The sequence below is a fragment of the Micromonospora sp. LOL_014 genome (assembly GCF_048060245.1).
Taxonomy (GTDB): Bacteria; Actinomycetota; Actinomycetes; order Mycobacteriales; family Micromonosporaceae; genus Micromonospora_E.
The window spans coordinates 1-15,001 of sequence record NZ_JBHMIP010000016.1; the positions used below are offsets into that span (position 1 = coordinate 1).

Below are 15,001 nucleotides of genomic sequence, written 5' to 3' on the forward strand. Positions count from 1 at the left end.
ACGCCGTAACCACGGGAAACCCTGCCGTGACCAGGGGTCACCCGACTTTGCAATAGCCCTGCAGCGGAGACGGTCCGCGATTATGCCGGCCACGGTGAGGGCAGCGTCGGGGTTGTCACGGAGGAATGCCATGAACTCGTTTCGGTGGATGACGCGGATCACCGACGGGCGGCAGGCGGTAGCCGTCGCCGTCCTCGGTGTCTCGTTCAATGCGGATATCTCGCCGATGATGTCGCCGGAGACACGGATCGACAGCAGGGCGTGCCGACCGTCGGTCAATCCAGCGGTGACCTTGACCAGTGCGTCCTCCAGCAGGATCACATAGGACTCTTCAGCACCCTCCCGGAGAATGACCTGCGCTTCCTTGACGGAGCGCCGTACCCCGACCGACAGGAGGCGTACGCGCGTCGACGGTTGCAGCCGGGCCAGGAGGGTCCCCGGCGGCGACGGGGCGTTCTTCTCCATCTGCACCTCCTCGCGGCCCGAGAGCCATCATTCACGTTCAGCTTCAAGTTCGCTACTGTCCGAAGCGCGACTCAAGACGAGGTTCCTGCCACACCGGTGACGACCAGCAAGCTGCCGGCAAAGCCGACCGCCACCAGAAACCAGGGCATACAGTTCTTGATCAAGAGGTACTTGGTCAGGGCGATACGGGCGAGGACGGCTGCGAGGTCCCATGCCTCGTCTCGATGTTGTTGTACGCAGGCGGCCGACGGGCGCCCGCCAGCCGAAACGAGGTCCGGAAACCCGAACCGGTTGGCACCTCCCACACCGGTAATGCGCGGTTGGAACGCCATCGCAAGCCGGCAGGTGGCGACCACCATGGCGCCGAGCATGCCGGCCGCGAGGCAGACCGAGATCGCCACGACCGCAGGGGCGCCGTCGAGCATCGTCGGCAGTGCCTGGTCGGCGACCGTCGCCGCGATGGCACCTTCGATCGACAGCAGGGCCAGTGCCTTCGCGTCAGCGTGTTTGATCGATGTCTGCAGTGAGGCCACTATGGTCAAACTAACTTGCAGATCGCGCCACGCGTCCGGGCCGACGCCGCTGCTCGCCCTCTTCATCCGCTCCATACATCGAGTGAACGTGAGACCGGCGGGAGCCACAGTGTCGGAGCACCACTTGTCGCCCATTCGACTGTCGCGCTGATTCCATCCTTTTATGGGATCCCCATCGCCGCCGTTCTGTAGAGATGAGCATCGAACGGTTTGTCGCCCAGTAGGAGATGGAGAGCATGCCTTATCAAGGATCCAGACCGACGTGTCCTGGTCGCCGTGGACATGGAGTCCTACAGCCGTCGAGACAACGTCCTGCAGTACCGCGCGCAGCTGACCTTTCAGGAGGTCATGGCTGCTGCGTGCAGCGAGGTGGGCTTCGATCGCGCCAGTTGGCAGATCCAGCAGGGTGGAGACGGGGAACTCGCCGTCCTCCCGCAGGGGACAAGTGAACGGGCGGTCCTGGCCCGGCTGACCCCGGTTCTTGACCGACTGTGGTGCGCCGCCAGCTGGGGCGACGGCTGCGCCGACTGCGGGAGGAGGCGGCCCGCACCGAGCAGGAGGTGGAGCGGGCGAAGGTCTGTTCGCGTACGACGTTGTGGCGCATCGAGAACGGCAAGTTTCCGGTCAAGATGAACACCGTTCGCGGTCTGTGCTGGTTCTACGGTGCCGACCCGGAGACGACGGACGCGCTGACCCGGCTCGCCGCCGCCAGTGATGATCACGGGTGGTGGGAGTCGCACGGCGACGCCGTACCAGATTGGTTCCGCCTGTACGTCGGCCTCGAAGCCGCCGCCACCGAGATCCACAACTACAACCCGGAGCTGATCCACGGCCTGCTGCAGACGCCGGACTACATGCGTGCGGTCTTCCGCGCCGCCGACCCGCAGGCGACCGAGCAGAAGATCGAAGGTCAGGTGTCGCTGCGGCTGGACCGGCAGATCTCCTACTACGACCGCGAGCAGCCGGCCCGGATCGTCGCGGTCCTCGGTGCGGGTGCGCTGGCCCGCGAGGTCGGCGGACCGGCGGTGATGGCCGAGCAGCGCGCCCACCTGGCCGGGCTGGGTCGACGGGTACGGGTGGAGATCCGCATCCTACCCTGGTCGGCGGGTGCGCATGCGGCACCGTCGAATTTTCCGGCTGATCCGTGAGCAGTCGGTCCCGATCGAGGAGCACCTGCGATGAAGCCCGACACCCCCTGGTTCACCTCCAGCCGCAGCGGTGGCAACGGCGGCGAGTGCGTCGAGGCCCGCCGGCACGCCGGCCACGCCGAGGTACGCGACAGCAAGGACCGCACCGGCCCCACCCTCACCTTCACCACCCGCCACTGGGGCACCTTCACCACCGCCCTACAAACCGGCACCCTCCCCCACTGACCGCTACCGACCGCCCTGTCCCCCACCCCTTCCCGGGGTGGGGGACCGTCATCCTCCTGACGCTGGTGACGCGTAAACGTGCTTGACCCCGACCGCACCTGGGACGAAGCGAGCTACTCTGCACTGGGCAGGACGCCCGACCGGACAGAGCTGCTCGACGGCTGCTTGTGGACCAGCTCCGCACCGAGCAAGCGTCACCAGCAGCTTTCCTTCCTGCTGATGTCCGCGCTGTATCCGGCGGCCCGGTCTGCCGGCCTTAAGGCGTACGAGGCGATCAACGTCAGATTGCGTACCGATCGGATCGTGATTCCGGACCTCGTCGTCGCAGACACTGACAGCGAGGGATCCATTACCGACGCGGCTGAGGTCCTGCTCATCTGCGAGATCACGTCTCCGAGCAACGCCGCCACCGATCGACTGCTCAAGCTGCAGTTGTACGCCGCCGCCCGAATCTCGTGGTATCTGCTGGTTGAGCCAGAGTTGCCGAATCCGTCGGCGGTGACACTCCGGCTCTTCCGGCTCGACAACGAGCACTACGTCGAGCACCTGACCGCGACCAAGGACGACGTGTTGACCACCGATCAACCGTTTCAGTTCACCCTCGACACGGCCGCACCGCTCGACGAGTAGACACCCGGCCGGCCGAGCTATGGCGGTGGCCAGGTTCGGATTGGTTCACTGGGTCCAGACGGTGCCCCGTGCCTGGAATTCGAGGGCTCCCTCTACCCGGATGGCGACGTCCGCACCCAGCAGGCGCTTCACCAGGTGCAGCCCCAGGTCCAGGCCGGAAGTGATTCCGGCGGCGGTGACGAGGTCGCCGTCGTCGACCACGCGGGCGTTCTTGACGATGCCGCCGCGCGAGGTCAGCTGCTGCTTCGCGACGGTGTGCGTGGTGCAGGGGCGGCCGTCAACCAGGCCGGCCACGGCGAGGAGCACCGCGCCGGTACACAACGACGACATGATGAGCCTCGACCGGGGAGCCGCCGCCAGCGCGCTGGGCAGCGCCCCGTTTTCGATCTCCGCCCAAATACCGGGCTCGCCGGGTCGCCCGCCACCGGGCACGATGATCACGTCGGCCGCCTCGGGCTGCCAACCGCGCTTGACCCGTACCTCGGTGCCGAACGCTGCGGTGACCAGGCGTGGCCGACCGTGCACCATGTAGTTGACGTCGATCTCTCGCTCGCTGTACCAGCCGGCCAGCGAGAACACTTCCTTTGGGACGATTCGGGTACTGCCTGGCCGGCGGGTACGCCGTACAAGCTCACGGCTTCGTCGACCGCATGTCCAAAGACGTAGACCTGTTCACCACGATGCCTGCGGCCTCAGACTTCCCAGCTGCGGTTGCCGCCGTAGCGGCGGCGCTGCGCGCTGATGACCTTGACGTGACCGCCGAGCGGGAGGGCCCGTCCTTTGCCCGGCTCGGTAGCCGACGTCGAGACCGCAAGTACCAGCACTGTCGAGCGGGGAATCGACTGGCGCACATATCCGCCAGTCCAGCTCGCGATCGGTCCGGTCCTTCACCCGCAGATGCGGTGGCGAACAAGCTGTGTGCGCTCTTCGGACGCGCCGAGGTACGTGACTACATCGACGTATATGGCGTGTTACGGGACGGACGCTACTCTGGCAGCGAGATGCTGCGCGATCACGACCCAGGCTTCGATCGGCAGGTCTTCGCGGAAGCGCTCCGTGCAGTGCGCCGCTTCCCAGATTCGGCGTTCGACCCGTACCGGTTGAGCCCCGACGAGATCGTCACGCTGTGCAATCATTTGCTGGCCTGGGCCGACGAAATTGCCTGTCTCAACCAGTAACACCTATTCCTGCAGCTCGGATAGGGCCCTCCGACCAGCGCGGCGGAGCAGCCATCGCGGCTTGCCGCCAGCCAGCGCCACGACACTCACCTGCCGCACCACCCCAAGCACCGCGACTTCAGCGGAAGCCGGCCGCCAGGAACGCCCCGAGGCCGAGCAGCGCCAACGGCAACGCCGTGGCGAGGCTGAGGATCCGGCTGCGGGTGGTCCGACCAGCCAGGACGATCACCAGTACGCCGAGCACCGCCCGAACCACGACATGCGGGATCTGCTCGCTGCCGTAGCTGGGGTCACCGATCCGGGCCGCCTCCAACGCCGCCTCGGTACAGCACACCGCTCCCGGCAGGGCTGTACCGATGGTCTGCCGCCAGCCCGATCCGCGTGCCCAGACACCGCCGACACCGAAGACCACTCCGGCGAGGGCCCCGAAGGCCATCCAGAGCAGAGATGTCGGCGCCCACAGCAGCCACCAGTCGTCGCCCTGGATCAGCGCCGCCGCAACGTAGTAGGCGGGTACGGCGATCACCAGTCAGGCGGCAGCACCGGCAGCAGCCCGCAGCCACCCGGTACGGACCCAGTAGCCGAAGAAGAACGCGGCGACCGCCCACACCGCAGACGAGTTCCCCAGGTCGGCAAGCGGCCACCAAGGCATGAACTTGATCCATACGAAGTCGACGAAGCCCAACAGGAAGCCGCCGAGCACCGCGACGAGCGCGACGCGCCGATTGTCCGGATACATGCTGCCGGACCATACCGTGCCGCAAGCACGGGCGCTCCTCCTGCAGCGGGCACCCGCCGCACCGCCACCTGCCCACTCCGACGTCGCCACGCAACGCCCAGCTGCGGACACCCGCCGACAGCCCCACCGGCCCGCACCCCGTCTCCTGCCGCTGTCACCACCCGCCGTTACCCGGTCGTTGGCCGAGTTAGCAGACCGACCTGCGCTGCTGTGTCCGGGCGAGCAAGCGTGGTGAGATCAGGCGATGATGCGACCTCTGCTCGACGCCGGACACCGGCTGTACGCCCGCCGGCTGCGCGCCCAGCTCACCGCCGGCGAGCTGCCCCGCCACCTCGCCATGGTGATGGACGGCAACCGGCGATGGGCCCGGCAGATGGGCTTCGACGACCCCAAGGTCGGCCACCGGCACGGTGCCGAACACCTCGACGAGGTGCTGAGCTGGTGTGCCGAGATCGGCATCCGGCACGTCACGGTGTTCGTCGCCTCCGTCGACAACGTCCGCAAACGCGCCTCCGACGAGGTCGACAACCTGATGGGCATGATCGAAACCGTCGTCACGGATCGGCTGACCCGCGACGGCAACATCTGGCAGCTGCACCTGGCCGGTCGGCTTGAGGTGCTGCCCGACTCGACCCGGCACGCGCTGAAGCTCGCCGAGGAGGCGACCCGGCAGCGGGAGACCGGCCACCACTTGACCGTGGCCATCGGCTACGACGGCCGGGAGGAGATCGTCAACGCCGTACGGTCGCTGTTGGACGACCAGGCACGGTGCGGGGCGACGCTGGACGACATCGCGCAGCGACTGACCGCCGACCAGATCGCCGCCCACCTGTACACCAGTGGGCAACCGGACCCGGATCTCGTCATCCGCACCAGCGGAGAACGACGGGTGTCCGGCTTCCTGCTGTGGCAGGCCGCTCACTCCGAGCTGCACTTCTGCGACGTCTACTGGCCTGGCTTCCGCAAGATCGACCTGCTGCGGGCGCTGCGCTCGTACGCCGCCCGCAAGCGGAAACCCTGACCGCTACCGCCAGGTCGGCTCCAGGCGGACCAGGCCGAAGCCGCAGCCGCGCTGCACACCGACCCCGCTGTACGGTGCCAGCCGCATCAGCCGGTCCACCGCCCCGACCAGGGCGGTCGGCCCGTCGCAGACGTAGCGGATGCGACCCAGGAAGCCCGACACCGTACGCCCGTTGACCTTGACCACGTCGCTGGCGCCGTCGATGTCGCTCACCCACAGCGTGTCCCGGTCCGGCCGCTCCCCGGCCCGCCGATGCCCGGCCCACCGACACCCGGGAGCGGAAGCACCAGCTCCGGCAGCCCGGCCGGGGCGTTCGCCCGCCACACCGCACGCAGCCCGGCCACCTGCCGCGCCCCGGTAACGAGCGCGCCGACCTGACCACCGAACCGGATCACCGCCCCCGTCGCCGCCCCGGCCCGCAGCTGAGGGCGGGGGTCGAGACAGGATCAAGTGAAGGCCAGATACCTCAACCGGCGGTTGATAGGTACCTGGCCTTCACTTGATCCTGCGCATGGTGTGGCGGGTTGGTCGGTCAGGCGGGTGGGTCGAGGCGGGCCAGGTGCTCGGCGGACAGTTCGAGGTCGGCGGCGGCCGCCGAGTCACGGATCGTCTCCGGACGCGACGCCCCAGGGATCGGGACCACGACCGGCGCCTTCGCCAGCAGCCAGGCCAGGCAGACCTGCTGCGGGCTGACCCCGTACTCCTTCGCGACCTGCGCGAACGCCGCGAACCGCGACCCCAGGTCGGCGGCGCTGGCGATGCCGCCGAGCGGGCTCCACGGCAGGAACGCGATGCCCAACTCGGCGCAGAGCGTCAGCTCCGGCTCGCTGGAGCGGAAGGCCGGGGAGAACTGATTCTGTACGCTGACCAGCCGGCCGCCGAGGATGTCGTTGGCGAGCCGGATCTGCTCCGGGTCGGCGTTGGAGATGCCGGCGAGCCGGATCTTCCCGGCATCGAGCAGGTCCCGGATGGCGCCGATCGAGTCCGCGTACGGCACGGTGGGGTCGGGCCGGTGGAACTGGTAGAGGCCGATCGCTTCGACGCCGAGCCGTTTCAGCGACGCCTCGCAGGCGCTCTTCAGGTACTCGGGCGAGCCGTTCTTGGTCCACGAGCCGTCGCCGGGCCGCAGGTGGCCGCCCTTCGTGGCGATCAGCACGTCGGATGTGTCACCGCCGAAGGTCGCCACGGCGCGGGCGATCAGCGACTCGTTGTGGCCGACGTCGTCGGCGTACAGGTGATAGGCGTCGGCGGTGTCGATCAGGGTGACACCGGCGTCCAGCGCGGCGTGGATCGTGGCGATCGACCGCTGCTCGTCAGGCCGGCCCTCGATGGACATCGGCATGCCGCCGAGGCCGATCGCCCCGACGGCGACGTCACCGATGTGACGGGTGTGCATGAGGTCTCCTCTGCGGGATGGTCCGTGGGCGCGGTTGTCGTACCCCACGCGCCCCGGGTTCCACCCTCTTACCCTGCGGTTAAGCTGTCCAACAGAAGGATCCGATCTCGGCGATCAGTTTAGGTGATGAATCGTGGAGCTGCGTCAGCTCGAGTACTTCGTGGCGGTCGCCGAGGAGCGGCACTTCACCCGGGCCGCCGAGCGGATGCACGTCGCGCAGTCCGGCCTGTCGGCCTCCATCCGCTCGCTGGAGCGTGAACTGAGGGCCAGCCTGTTCGTCCGCAACACCCGCAGCGTCGAGCTGACCAACGAGGGCCGGGCGCTGCTCACCCAGGCCCGGCACGCCCTGGCCAACGTCGCCGCTGCCAAGGACGCGGTGGCCGAGGTTCGGGGGCTGCTGCGCGGCAACCTGGCGGTCGGCACCCTGCAGTGTCTGGGCGCTGTCGACCTGCCGGCGGCACTGGCCCGGTTCCACGCCGCCCACCCCGGCGTCGAGATCCGACTCCGCCAGGGCGGGTCACCGGACCTGGTCGAACGGGTCCGCACCGGCGACCTCGACCTGGCGTTCGTGTCGACGCCGGCCAGCGCGCCGACCGGCGTCACGCTGGCCCCGATCCGGGCCGAGCCGATGGTGCTGGCCTGCGGGCCGGAGCATCCGCTGGGCGATTGCGCCGAGGTCGACCTGGGTGAGCTGTCCGGCGGGACCTTCGTCGACTTCTCCCCCGGCTGGATCAGCCGGGACGTCGTCGACCAGGCAATGGTCGCCGCCGGCGTCGACCGGCGGGTCGCCTTCGAGGTCAACGACGTGCACTGGCTGCTCGACCTGGTCAGTCACGGGCTGGGCGTCGCCGTCGTACCGCAGTTCTTCACCACCAAGCAGACCGCCGCGCGCTTCGTGCCGATCACCGACCCGCCGCACTGGAACGTCGCGGTGGCCACCGCGAGCGGCCGACACCCGAGCACCGCCGCGACCGCACTGCTGTCCATCGACGGCCTCCGCCCCCGATCCTGACCCGGGGTGGTCGTCCGCCACGCCACCCGATCGAGCACGCCACCCGATCGAGGGAACCCACATGGTTGTCTCGGAGCCGGTTTGACGACAACGGCGGTTCCCTCGACTTCACGCACCGACGTTCCGGGCTCGGAAGCCACAGCCACCGTCGCAAGCCACAGCCACCGTCGCATACTGTCGGTCGTGGAAGCCACAAAACCGACATCCCCGGCCATGCCCGCCGCACCAGGCATGAAGGTCTCTCGCCTCGAATTGTTCTACGACCTGGTCTTCGTGTTCGCCTTCATCCACGTGACCACTGCCTCGGTCGAGGATCTCGAACCGTTCGGACTGGTGGCGATCTTTCTGCTCCTGTCGGTGCTCTGGCTGGTCTGGTCCCGGTTCGCCCTGCTGGGAAACAATCTCCGGGCCGACTGGGGAATGATGCCGATCCACGGCTTCACCATCATGGCGATCGTCTTCATCGCGGTGGCGACGCTGCCCGGCATCGGCGACGAACCGCCGCAGGCACAGCCCGGCGTTCCACAAATCATTCCCGGCGAGTTCATCTTCCCCACCTGCTACCTGCTGATCTGGTTGCTGGAAGCCGCGGCGCTGCGCGGCGCCGCGAGGAGGCACCCCGAACTGCTGGGCACCTGGTGGAGGGACACACCGCTGCTGGCCGCCAGCACCGCGCTGCTGTTCGCCGCCGCGGTGGTACCGCTGTTGGGGTGGCCCGGCGAGGGCACCGTCACGCTCCTTCTGCTCTGGATGCTCGGCGTCGGTGTCGCGTACCTGACCACCGTCCGCCTCGAACCATTCGCCGTGGTCTCCGCCGGACACTGGACGGAACGGCATGCGCAGATCGTCCTCATCGGGTTCGGTGAGGCGCTGCTGTCGCTCGGGCTCGGCTCCGGCGCCTCGATCGGGGCGCCGGGCACCGTCCCGGTGATCACCGCGACGCTGCTCGGCATCGCCCTGATCTGCGCCCTGTGGTGGGCCTACTTCGACACCCGGTCGTACGCCGCCGAGCAGGTGCTGCACCACACCCATGGGGTACGCCGCGACCGGCTCGCCCGCGACGCGTACACCCTGCTGCACCTGCCCATGTTGTTCGGCATCATCCTGCTGTCCCTCGGGTTGAAGCAGACGCTGGCCTTCCTCGCCGGGGCGTCGTCGACCGACCACGACGCCCCGCTCGAGCCGATCCACCTGCGCGCGCTCTACGGCGGGGTCCTGCTCTACCTGGTGGCGTTGTCGGCCTTCCAGCTGCGGACCGTCCGCAGCGTCGCCGCCAGTCTGGCCGTCCCCGTCCTGCTGCTCGCCGCGCTGCTGCCGGTGGTCCACCGGGTCCCGGCGTTCGCGGCGCTGCTGCTGCTCACCGCGATCACCGTCGCCGGGATCACCGCCGACAGCCGGCGGTCCGGGGCCTGGCGGCGCCAGCTGCGCGAACACCGGCTCGCCGAGCAGCAGGCCCTGGAACGTGAGGAGAGCGGGTGGCGACGCCGCCACGGGTGACGGCCGTGGCGGCACCTGCGGTGTGCGCCACGGGTCGCTATTCCCCACCGGCCACGGAACTGACGGCGATCTGCCGTCCGGCGGCGATGGTCCGGATGACGCCGACCATGTCGATGGCTCCGTCGCCACGGCCGACCGCGTCGGCGTAGAGCGCCCGGCACAGCTCGCTGAGCGGGACGCCTGCCCCAGCCACGGCGGCCGCGTCGACGATGAGCTCGGCGTTCATCTGCACGTCGGCGATGGCCGCCTGCGCGGAGAGGTCGTCGGCGACCAGCTTCGCGGTCTTGACCCGGGAGATCGGCGAGGACATCTGACCGGCATCGAGGATGCCACGCAGCAACTCCCGATCGAGACCGTGCCGGTCGGCGAAGTGGAACGCCTCGGCGAGACCGGTCACGAGGGCGATCAGGAAGACGTTGGCGGCGAGCTTCATCGTGAGTCCGGACGGCACCGGTCCGCAGACGGTGACCTGCGCGCACATCGGGTCGAGCAGCGCGACGGTGCGCCGGACGACGTCGGGGCGGCCCGCCACCATCGCGACCAGTTTGCCGTCCTCCGCCGGGCGGCGGGAGCCGGAGACCGGGGCTTCGACGTAGTGTCCGCCAGCGCTTTCGACCTCGTCGGCCAGTGCCTTGGAGTACTCGGGGGAAAGGGTTCCCATGTTGACGATCGTGCGTCCGGCGACGAGGTGGGCGATGCCGCCGGGGACGTCACGGAGGACCTGATCCACGGCGGCCGCGTTGCGCAGCATCACGATCACCGTGTCGCACTGCGCGAACACCTCCGGGACGTTCGCAGCGGTGCGGGCGCCGGCGACCGCGAGTTCGTCGTCGGACTTCGGGGTACGGCTCCACACGGTCAGCCCGACACCGCTGCGGGCGAGCCGGCGGGCCATGGGCAGCCCCATGATGCCAAGGCCGAGAAACCCGACCCGGCCGAGCGGGGCACCGGCACCGCCACCAGGCAGCGGCTCGCCGGTCGACGACTCACCGGTCAGCGATTTGGCGAACCAGTGGTGCGCGTACGGCTCATCGTTGAACGGGGCCACCTCGTCGTACCCGGCGGCCCGGTACAGGCCGATCGCCTCGGTGAGGGTCCGGTTGGTTTCCAGTCGGGCGACGCCCGCTCCGAGCGTCACGGCGGCGTCCTCGGCCGCGGCGAGGAGCCGTCGCCCGATCCCCAGACCGCGCAGTTCGGACGACACCCAGAGCCGGCGAATCTCCGCAGTCGCGTCGGCCACCCGGGTGACGCCGACGCATCCGACGGGTCGACTCCTGAACGTGGCGAGCAGGAACAGCCCGGAGGGTGGACGTAGGACATCATCGGTGGTCGGCCGGGTCCGCTCAGGCCGGAACCCGCCGTCGAAACGGTCGTCGAGCGTACGGCGGTACGCGTCGACCGCCCACCGCGCCGGTTCCGATGCCGGGTCGGCGGCGGCGATAGCGACCGTGGACGCGGCGAACAGGCGGCGTACGGTCTCGGTCGCGGTAGCGAGCTCGTCGCGTTGGTGTTCGGTCAGTGGCGCCAGGATCGTCCCGACGAGTTCGTCGGAGAGCTGATCCAGCACCGCCAGCTCCGCCATCCCCGACGGGGTGAGGGTGGCCCGGCGGACCCGGCTGTCGTGTTCCGAAGGGGAAACGACGACCAGTCCTTCCTGCTCGAGTGCGCGCAGCTGCCGGCTGGTGTAACCGGAGTCGAGTCCGAGGCGGCTGCGCAGCTCACGGACCTCGATGCCGTCGGTGCCGATCTCCCACAGCAGACGATCGAGGCTGAGCGGTCGGTCGCGTGCCAGGTAGCGGTCCTCCAGCACGCCGAGTCGTTCGGTGACGTCGCGGTTGAACGCGCGGATGGTCTGGATCCGAGATTCCAAGCTCACAATCTCTGACTATAGTCAGAGATATCTCCGCTGCCGTCTACCGGGGCGTGTCCAAGGGGATACCCCGGCCGACCGTTGACACAGATCGGTGGCCGCCATGGCTTGAAGGGCCACTACAGCCCGGCCGTCACGATCACCTGATCCATCCGGTCGGGGGATGCGATCGGCGTGCAGCCGGCCGCTGACCCGAGGAAACCAGCCATGGAATCCAAGCACCGCGCGACGGCGTACGCGCTCGGCCTGGCCGCCGCGCTGGCATCGGTGACGTACGGTGGCCTACCGGCCGCAGCCACAAGCGGCACACCCGGCCGACCGTCGGGCAGCGCAGTCTCGTCCTGATCAGGCTCGTCGGCGGTTGGCCGCAGTTGGCAACGGGCACCAACCACTTGCCCGCCGGGTCATCGGTGGCGACGTATCCCAACTACCCGGGGTCGAACGACAGTCCCACCCAGACCGTCGCGTTCCGCATCGTGGTGACCGAGGACTGCACCGGGTTCCGCCGCTGGCCCGACGAGCGACAACCGACCGGCAAGGACCGGTCGGTACCCGGTGTCAGGTGGGGCGGCCCAGATCGAGGTGCGGGATCGTGAACTGCGCACCGAGCTGGAAGTAGATCGGCCACACATGCCGCGGCCAGCGGTACTGCCGGGCCGACCAGATGCCGAGCCCGACCGAGATCTCCTGCGGCAGTTGCGCGCCGAGCAGGACGATCGCCTCCGGAGCGGCGGCGGCCTGATCCGCCACCCACTGGGCCGCCGCGGCGACGATCGCCGGATAGTCCGCCCACCGGTGCTGGGTCTCGCCGGGCGGCGGCAGGTAACGCCACTCCCGTAGCTCCGTCGACACCATCGCCGGCAGTCCCAGCCCGACCGCGTCGTGCAGCTCGAAGACGACCGGTTCGCGGCTGCCTGCCGCCGCGTCGTCGTGGGCGGCCCGGTCGGTGACGTCCACTGGCAGGCTCGGCAGCAGCCCGAACCGGTTGTGGTTGGTTCGCAGCACCAGCAGCAGCACCTCCGGCACCGACACCAGTGCGGTCCCCGGCGCGATATCGGGCACCGGCTCCTGCCCGGCCGCCGGGTCCGGCTGACCGTTGCGGCTGATCTGCAGCCGCACCTGGTGACGTCGCACGTTCAACTCGCCGAACAGCCCGTCGCCGGGGCGCTCGATCTGCTGCTGGAACGAATGTCCGTCGTCCTGCAGCGGTCGTGCCCGCACCGGCCCCTGCCGGCCGAAGCTGTCCCGCTGGCGGACCCGCACCGCCCGTCCCCGGCTGAACGCCGTCGTCCGCTGTCCGAAGGCGACCGCCACTGGCCACGGTGCCCACACGAACAGCGACCGGTCCAAGGCGGCGTCCCGGCCGTCCGGGTCGTGGTTGGCGACCTGGAAGTGCCGGACCACGGCGTCCATGTCACGGCCCCAGCGGGTCGCCTCCTCACCGTGCGGCCACACCGCCGTCCGGTCGAAGCTGCGCAGCGGCGGCACCGGCCGGAACACCGCGAACTGGTCCCGTACCTCGCTCAGGAAGCCTTCCTTCTGCTCCGGGGTCCACTCGGCGGCCGTCTCATTGACGACGTACGCGATGCCCCGGGTCTCCCGCAGCCGGTTGCGCCACCACCACAGCGCCGCGCCACCGGCGACCGCCGCCACCCCCAGACAGAGGAAGACGACCAGCCACCAGACCCGGTCCCGCCCCTGCGACCGGCCCTCGGCGGCCAGGTCAGGCGCGATCCCGCCGGCCGCGCTGAACGCGGCGGTGCCGACGGTGAAGAAGACGCCGATGAACCCGGTGCCGGCCGGACCCGCCAGCCACCTCGCGAAACGTGCCACAAACACGGTACGGCGGGCGCGTTGCGCCACTGTCGGCCGATTCCGCTCTACCTCAGACAAGGTCACCTCGCCGCTTTTCCACCGGTACGGTCAGCCGACCGTAACCACTGGATCGGCGTACGCAAGCCCCCGGCCGGATCTTCCGCCGCTGACGGGGCGGAAGATGGGCGAGATCACACCGGTCCGACCGGATGCCCGGTCGGACCGGCTGCGGCCAGAAACGCCGCAGGCGCTCCGACGCCGGAGTGCGGACGCTACAGCGGCCAGAGGATGGTCGGCAAGCCGGTGCCGGTCACCACGAACCCGATGGCGACGGACTGCCCCGGCGCAAGGGATCCGTTCCAGCTTGTGTTGATCAGCGTGTAATGCGGAGTGGTCGTCGCCACCTGGGTACTCCACGCACTGGAGATGGTCGACCCGGCCGGCAGCGTGAACGCCACCTCCCAACCGGTGATCGGCACGGTGAAGTCGTTCGTGACCACGATCTCGGCGACATAACCGGACGACCAGGAACTTGTCTGGGTAAATGTTGCCGTCGTCGCCTGCGCCGACGGCGCGAAGAACAATGTCGCGTAAACACCGATTGCCAGTGCCGCAACGAAGCCGAGCAGCTTCCGCATTGAGACCACCACCACCATCCACTAGTTCTGCCAAGTGACATGACCCTACGACCTTACATAGCCGCATTTCAATGCCACTTCTTGCGGCATAAAGCGATGCGCGAATCGCATGACAGACCGGGTCACCGTAGGATATATGCGAGTTTCATCCACGTATTCCGTAGGGCACCGAAAGCCCGTCGGGAGTCGACTGCCCACCAAACAGCGCGTTTGAACGATGGGCGTCTATGGCTAGTGGGCGGCAGCGGCAGTGCTGAAAGTCCGAGCCGCGGGCAAAACCGGCGCGGCGGCAGCACTCGCCGCAGTGACCGCTGCGGGCGTCCTGACCGCCCACCGTCGATGGCCGCGACGCCGACATCACCGTCAACACCGGCTCGTCGCACCAGACGATCGACGGGTTCGGTGCCGCCACCCCGATCTTCAGCAGCGGCGGCGACCAATGGACGACCAGCGACACCCAGACGCTCGTCGGCATGGGCCAGGGGCAGCTCGGTCTGTCGATCGTCCGGACCGTCGTGTCACCCGACGTCGAGAAATGCGCACTCCATCCGCGACCACGGTGCCGCCGTCCGGGACACCGAGCTGATGGTCGGTGAGTCGCTGAGGTTCAACCGCGCCTACAGCGACCCCACGCTGTACGACGCCGCCGCGCGCCCAGCGGGTTCACCCTCAACGGCGCCGCCTGCGGCTGAGCCCGGCGTGACGCGCCTGAGCCGTGCGCCGGCCACCTGCGACAACGAATCCACTCGGAGGTCGGACATGGACCGGTAATCGATCTAGCTTACTGTCAGCGCAGCGTCCACCCCGGGCCTCGCCCTTCGGCACCGGACCTGG

Annotated in this window: 18 protein-coding genes and 1 pseudogene; 9 read left to right on the forward strand and 10 right to left on the reverse strand. The window is 69.0% G+C overall.

Features of this window, described 5'->3' with window-relative positions:
* A partial coding sequence (locus tag ACFHW1_RS15520; protein WP_416615659.1) for a Crp/Fnr family transcriptional regulator occupies positions 1 to 465 on the reverse strand: 465 nt, incomplete at its 3' end.
* A gap of 71 nt (positions 466 to 536) precedes the next feature.
* The gene (locus ACFHW1_RS15525) at positions 537 to 1,073 is read right to left on the reverse strand and encodes a hypothetical protein (protein ID WP_416615660.1); all 537 of its coding nucleotides are present in this window, start codon (positions 1,071 to 1,073) and stop codon (positions 537 to 539) included.
* A gap of 419 nt (positions 1,074 to 1,492) precedes the next feature.
* Between ACFHW1_RS15525 and ACFHW1_RS15530 the strand changes: the two genes are divergently transcribed.
* From ACFHW1_RS15530 to ACFHW1_RS15540, 3 genes are all read left to right on the forward strand, one after another.
* Positions 1,493 to 2,146 (forward strand): DUF5753 domain-containing protein, encoded by a 654-nt coding sequence (locus tag ACFHW1_RS15530; RefSeq protein ID WP_416557082.1) that lies wholly within the window; start codon positions 1,493 to 1,495, stop codon positions 2,144 to 2,146.
* A gap of 30 nt (positions 2,147 to 2,176) precedes the next feature.
* Positions 2,177 to 2,371: a DUF397 domain-containing protein gene (locus tag ACFHW1_RS15535; protein ID WP_416567739.1), complete on the forward strand. Its 195-nt coding sequence runs from the start codon at positions 2,177 to 2,179 to the stop codon at positions 2,369 to 2,371.
* Between the two features lie 78 nt (positions 2,372 to 2,449).
* Entirely contained in the window at positions 2,450 to 3,001 is a 552-nt protein-coding gene (locus tag ACFHW1_RS15540) for a Uma2 family endonuclease (RefSeq protein ID WP_416589986.1), read from the forward strand.
* A 45-nt stretch (positions 3,002 to 3,046) separates the two neighbouring features.
* Here ACFHW1_RS15540 and ACFHW1_RS15545 read toward each other — a convergent pair whose 3' ends face one another.
* Positions 3,047 to 3,580: a DJ-1/PfpI family protein gene (locus tag ACFHW1_RS15545; RefSeq protein ID WP_416615661.1), complete on the reverse strand. Its 534-nt coding sequence runs from the start codon at positions 3,578 to 3,580 to the stop codon at positions 3,047 to 3,049.
* A gap of 323 nt (positions 3,581 to 3,903) precedes the next feature.
* Here ACFHW1_RS15545 and ACFHW1_RS15550 point away from each other — a divergent pair, with 323 nt between their 5' ends.
* The gene (locus ACFHW1_RS15550; RefSeq protein ID WP_416615662.1) at positions 3,904 to 4,179 is read left to right on the forward strand and encodes a hypothetical protein; all 276 of its coding nucleotides are present in this window, start codon (positions 3,904 to 3,906) and stop codon (positions 4,177 to 4,179) included.
* Between the two features lie 118 nt (positions 4,180 to 4,297).
* Here the strand turns inward: ACFHW1_RS15550 and ACFHW1_RS15555 are convergent.
* Positions 4,298 to 4,918: pseudogene (locus ACFHW1_RS15555) on the reverse strand (DUF6518 family protein).
* Positions 4,919 to 5,162: 244 nt separating this feature from the next.
* On the opposite strand from ACFHW1_RS15555, the gene uppS reads away from it, so the two are divergent.
* Complete coding sequence (gene uppS / locus ACFHW1_RS15560; RefSeq protein ID WP_416557034.1) at positions 5,163 to 5,939, forward strand: polyprenyl diphosphate synthase; 777 nt, start codon at positions 5,163 to 5,165, stop codon at positions 5,937 to 5,939.
* A gap of 3 nt (positions 5,940 to 5,942) precedes the next feature.
* Here uppS and cas6 read toward each other — a convergent pair whose 3' ends face one another.
* Both cas6 and ACFHW1_RS15570 read right to left on the reverse strand, forming a co-directional pair.
* A complete protein-coding gene (cas6, locus tag ACFHW1_RS15565) occupies positions 5,943 to 6,152 on the reverse strand; it encodes a CRISPR system precrRNA processing endoribonuclease RAMP protein Cas6 (RefSeq protein WP_416589989.1) in 210 nt (69 codons plus the stop codon).
* Positions 6,153 to 6,471: 319 nt separating this feature from the next.
* The gene (locus tag ACFHW1_RS15570) at positions 6,472 to 7,335 is read right to left on the reverse strand and encodes an aldo/keto reductase (RefSeq protein WP_416557031.1); all 864 of its coding nucleotides are present in this window, start codon (positions 7,333 to 7,335) and stop codon (positions 6,472 to 6,474) included.
* Between the two features lie 133 nt (positions 7,336 to 7,468).
* Here ACFHW1_RS15570 and ACFHW1_RS15575 point away from each other — a divergent pair, with 133 nt between their 5' ends.
* Positions 7,469 to 8,347 carry a LysR family transcriptional regulator gene (locus tag ACFHW1_RS15575; RefSeq protein WP_416567733.1) on the forward strand — a complete coding sequence of 293 codons (879 nt, stop codon included), beginning with the start codon at positions 7,469 to 7,471 and terminating at the stop codon, positions 8,345 to 8,347.
* Between the two features lie 183 nt (positions 8,348 to 8,530).
* Positions 8,531 to 9,844: a low temperature requirement protein A gene (locus ACFHW1_RS15580; protein WP_416557029.1), complete on the forward strand. Its 1,314-nt coding sequence runs from the start codon at positions 8,531 to 8,533 to the stop codon at positions 9,842 to 9,844.
* Positions 9,845 to 9,881: 37 nt separating this feature from the next.
* Here ACFHW1_RS15580 and ACFHW1_RS15585 read toward each other — a convergent pair whose 3' ends face one another.
* A complete protein-coding gene (locus ACFHW1_RS15585) occupies positions 9,882 to 11,720 on the reverse strand; it encodes a GNAT family N-acetyltransferase (protein WP_416557028.1) in 1,839 nt (612 codons plus the stop codon).
* 201 nt (positions 11,721 to 11,921) lie between these two features.
* Between ACFHW1_RS15585 and ACFHW1_RS15590 the strand changes: the two genes are divergently transcribed.
* Positions 11,922 to 12,059, forward strand: coding sequence for a hypothetical protein (locus tag ACFHW1_RS15590; protein WP_416557027.1), 138 nt, complete (start codon positions 11,922 to 11,924; stop codon positions 12,057 to 12,059).
* Positions 12,060 to 12,085: 26 nt separating this feature from the next.
* Entirely contained in the window at positions 12,086 to 12,310 is a 225-nt protein-coding gene (locus tag ACFHW1_RS15595) for a hypothetical protein (protein ID WP_416557026.1), read from the forward strand.
* On the opposite strand, the gene ACFHW1_RS15600 is transcribed toward ACFHW1_RS15595, so the two are convergent.
* The 3 genes from ACFHW1_RS15600 to ACFHW1_RS15610 form a co-directional block, all read right to left on the reverse strand.
* Positions 12,273 to 13,547, reverse strand: a complete 1,275-nt coding sequence (locus ACFHW1_RS15600) for a hypothetical protein (RefSeq protein WP_416567730.1) — start codon at positions 13,545 to 13,547, stop codon at positions 12,273 to 12,275. The genes ACFHW1_RS15595 and ACFHW1_RS15600 overlap by 38 nt on opposite strands.
* 254 nt (positions 13,548 to 13,801) lie before the next feature.
* Positions 13,802 to 14,167 carry a cellulose binding domain-containing protein gene (locus ACFHW1_RS15605; RefSeq protein WP_416557024.1) on the reverse strand — a complete coding sequence of 122 codons (366 nt, stop codon included), beginning with the start codon at positions 14,165 to 14,167 and terminating at the stop codon, positions 13,802 to 13,804.
* Between the two features lie 145 nt (positions 14,168 to 14,312).
* Positions 14,313 to 14,624: a hypothetical protein gene (locus tag ACFHW1_RS15610; RefSeq protein WP_416557023.1), complete on the reverse strand. Its 312-nt coding sequence runs from the start codon at positions 14,622 to 14,624 to the stop codon at positions 14,313 to 14,315.
* Positions 14,625 to 15,001: the final 377 nt, after the last annotated feature.

Bases quoted from the DNA above. Each gene is read 5' to 3' on its own strand.
- ACFHW1_RS15605 (WP_416557024.1), bottom strand. From the start codon at position 14,167: ATGCGGAAGCTGCTCGGCTTCGTTGCGGCACTGGCAATCGGTGTTTAC.
- ACFHW1_RS15570 (WP_416557031.1), bottom strand. From the start codon at position 7,335: ATGCACACCCGTCACATCGGTGACGTCGCCGTCGGGGCGATCGGCCTC.
- ACFHW1_RS15590 (WP_416557027.1), top strand. From the start codon at position 11,922: ATGGAATCCAAGCACCGCGCGACGGCGTACGCGCTCGGCCTGGCCGCC.
- ACFHW1_RS15525 (WP_416615660.1), bottom strand. From the start codon at position 1,073: ATGGAGCGGATGAAGAGGGCGAGCAGCGGCGTCGGCCCGGACGCGTGG.
- uppS (WP_416557034.1), top strand. From the start codon at position 5,163: ATGATGCGACCTCTGCTCGACGCCGGACACCGGCTGTACGCCCGCCGG.
- ACFHW1_RS15535 (WP_416567739.1), top strand. From the start codon at position 2,177: ATGAAGCCCGACACCCCCTGGTTCACCTCCAGCCGCAGCGGTGGCAAC.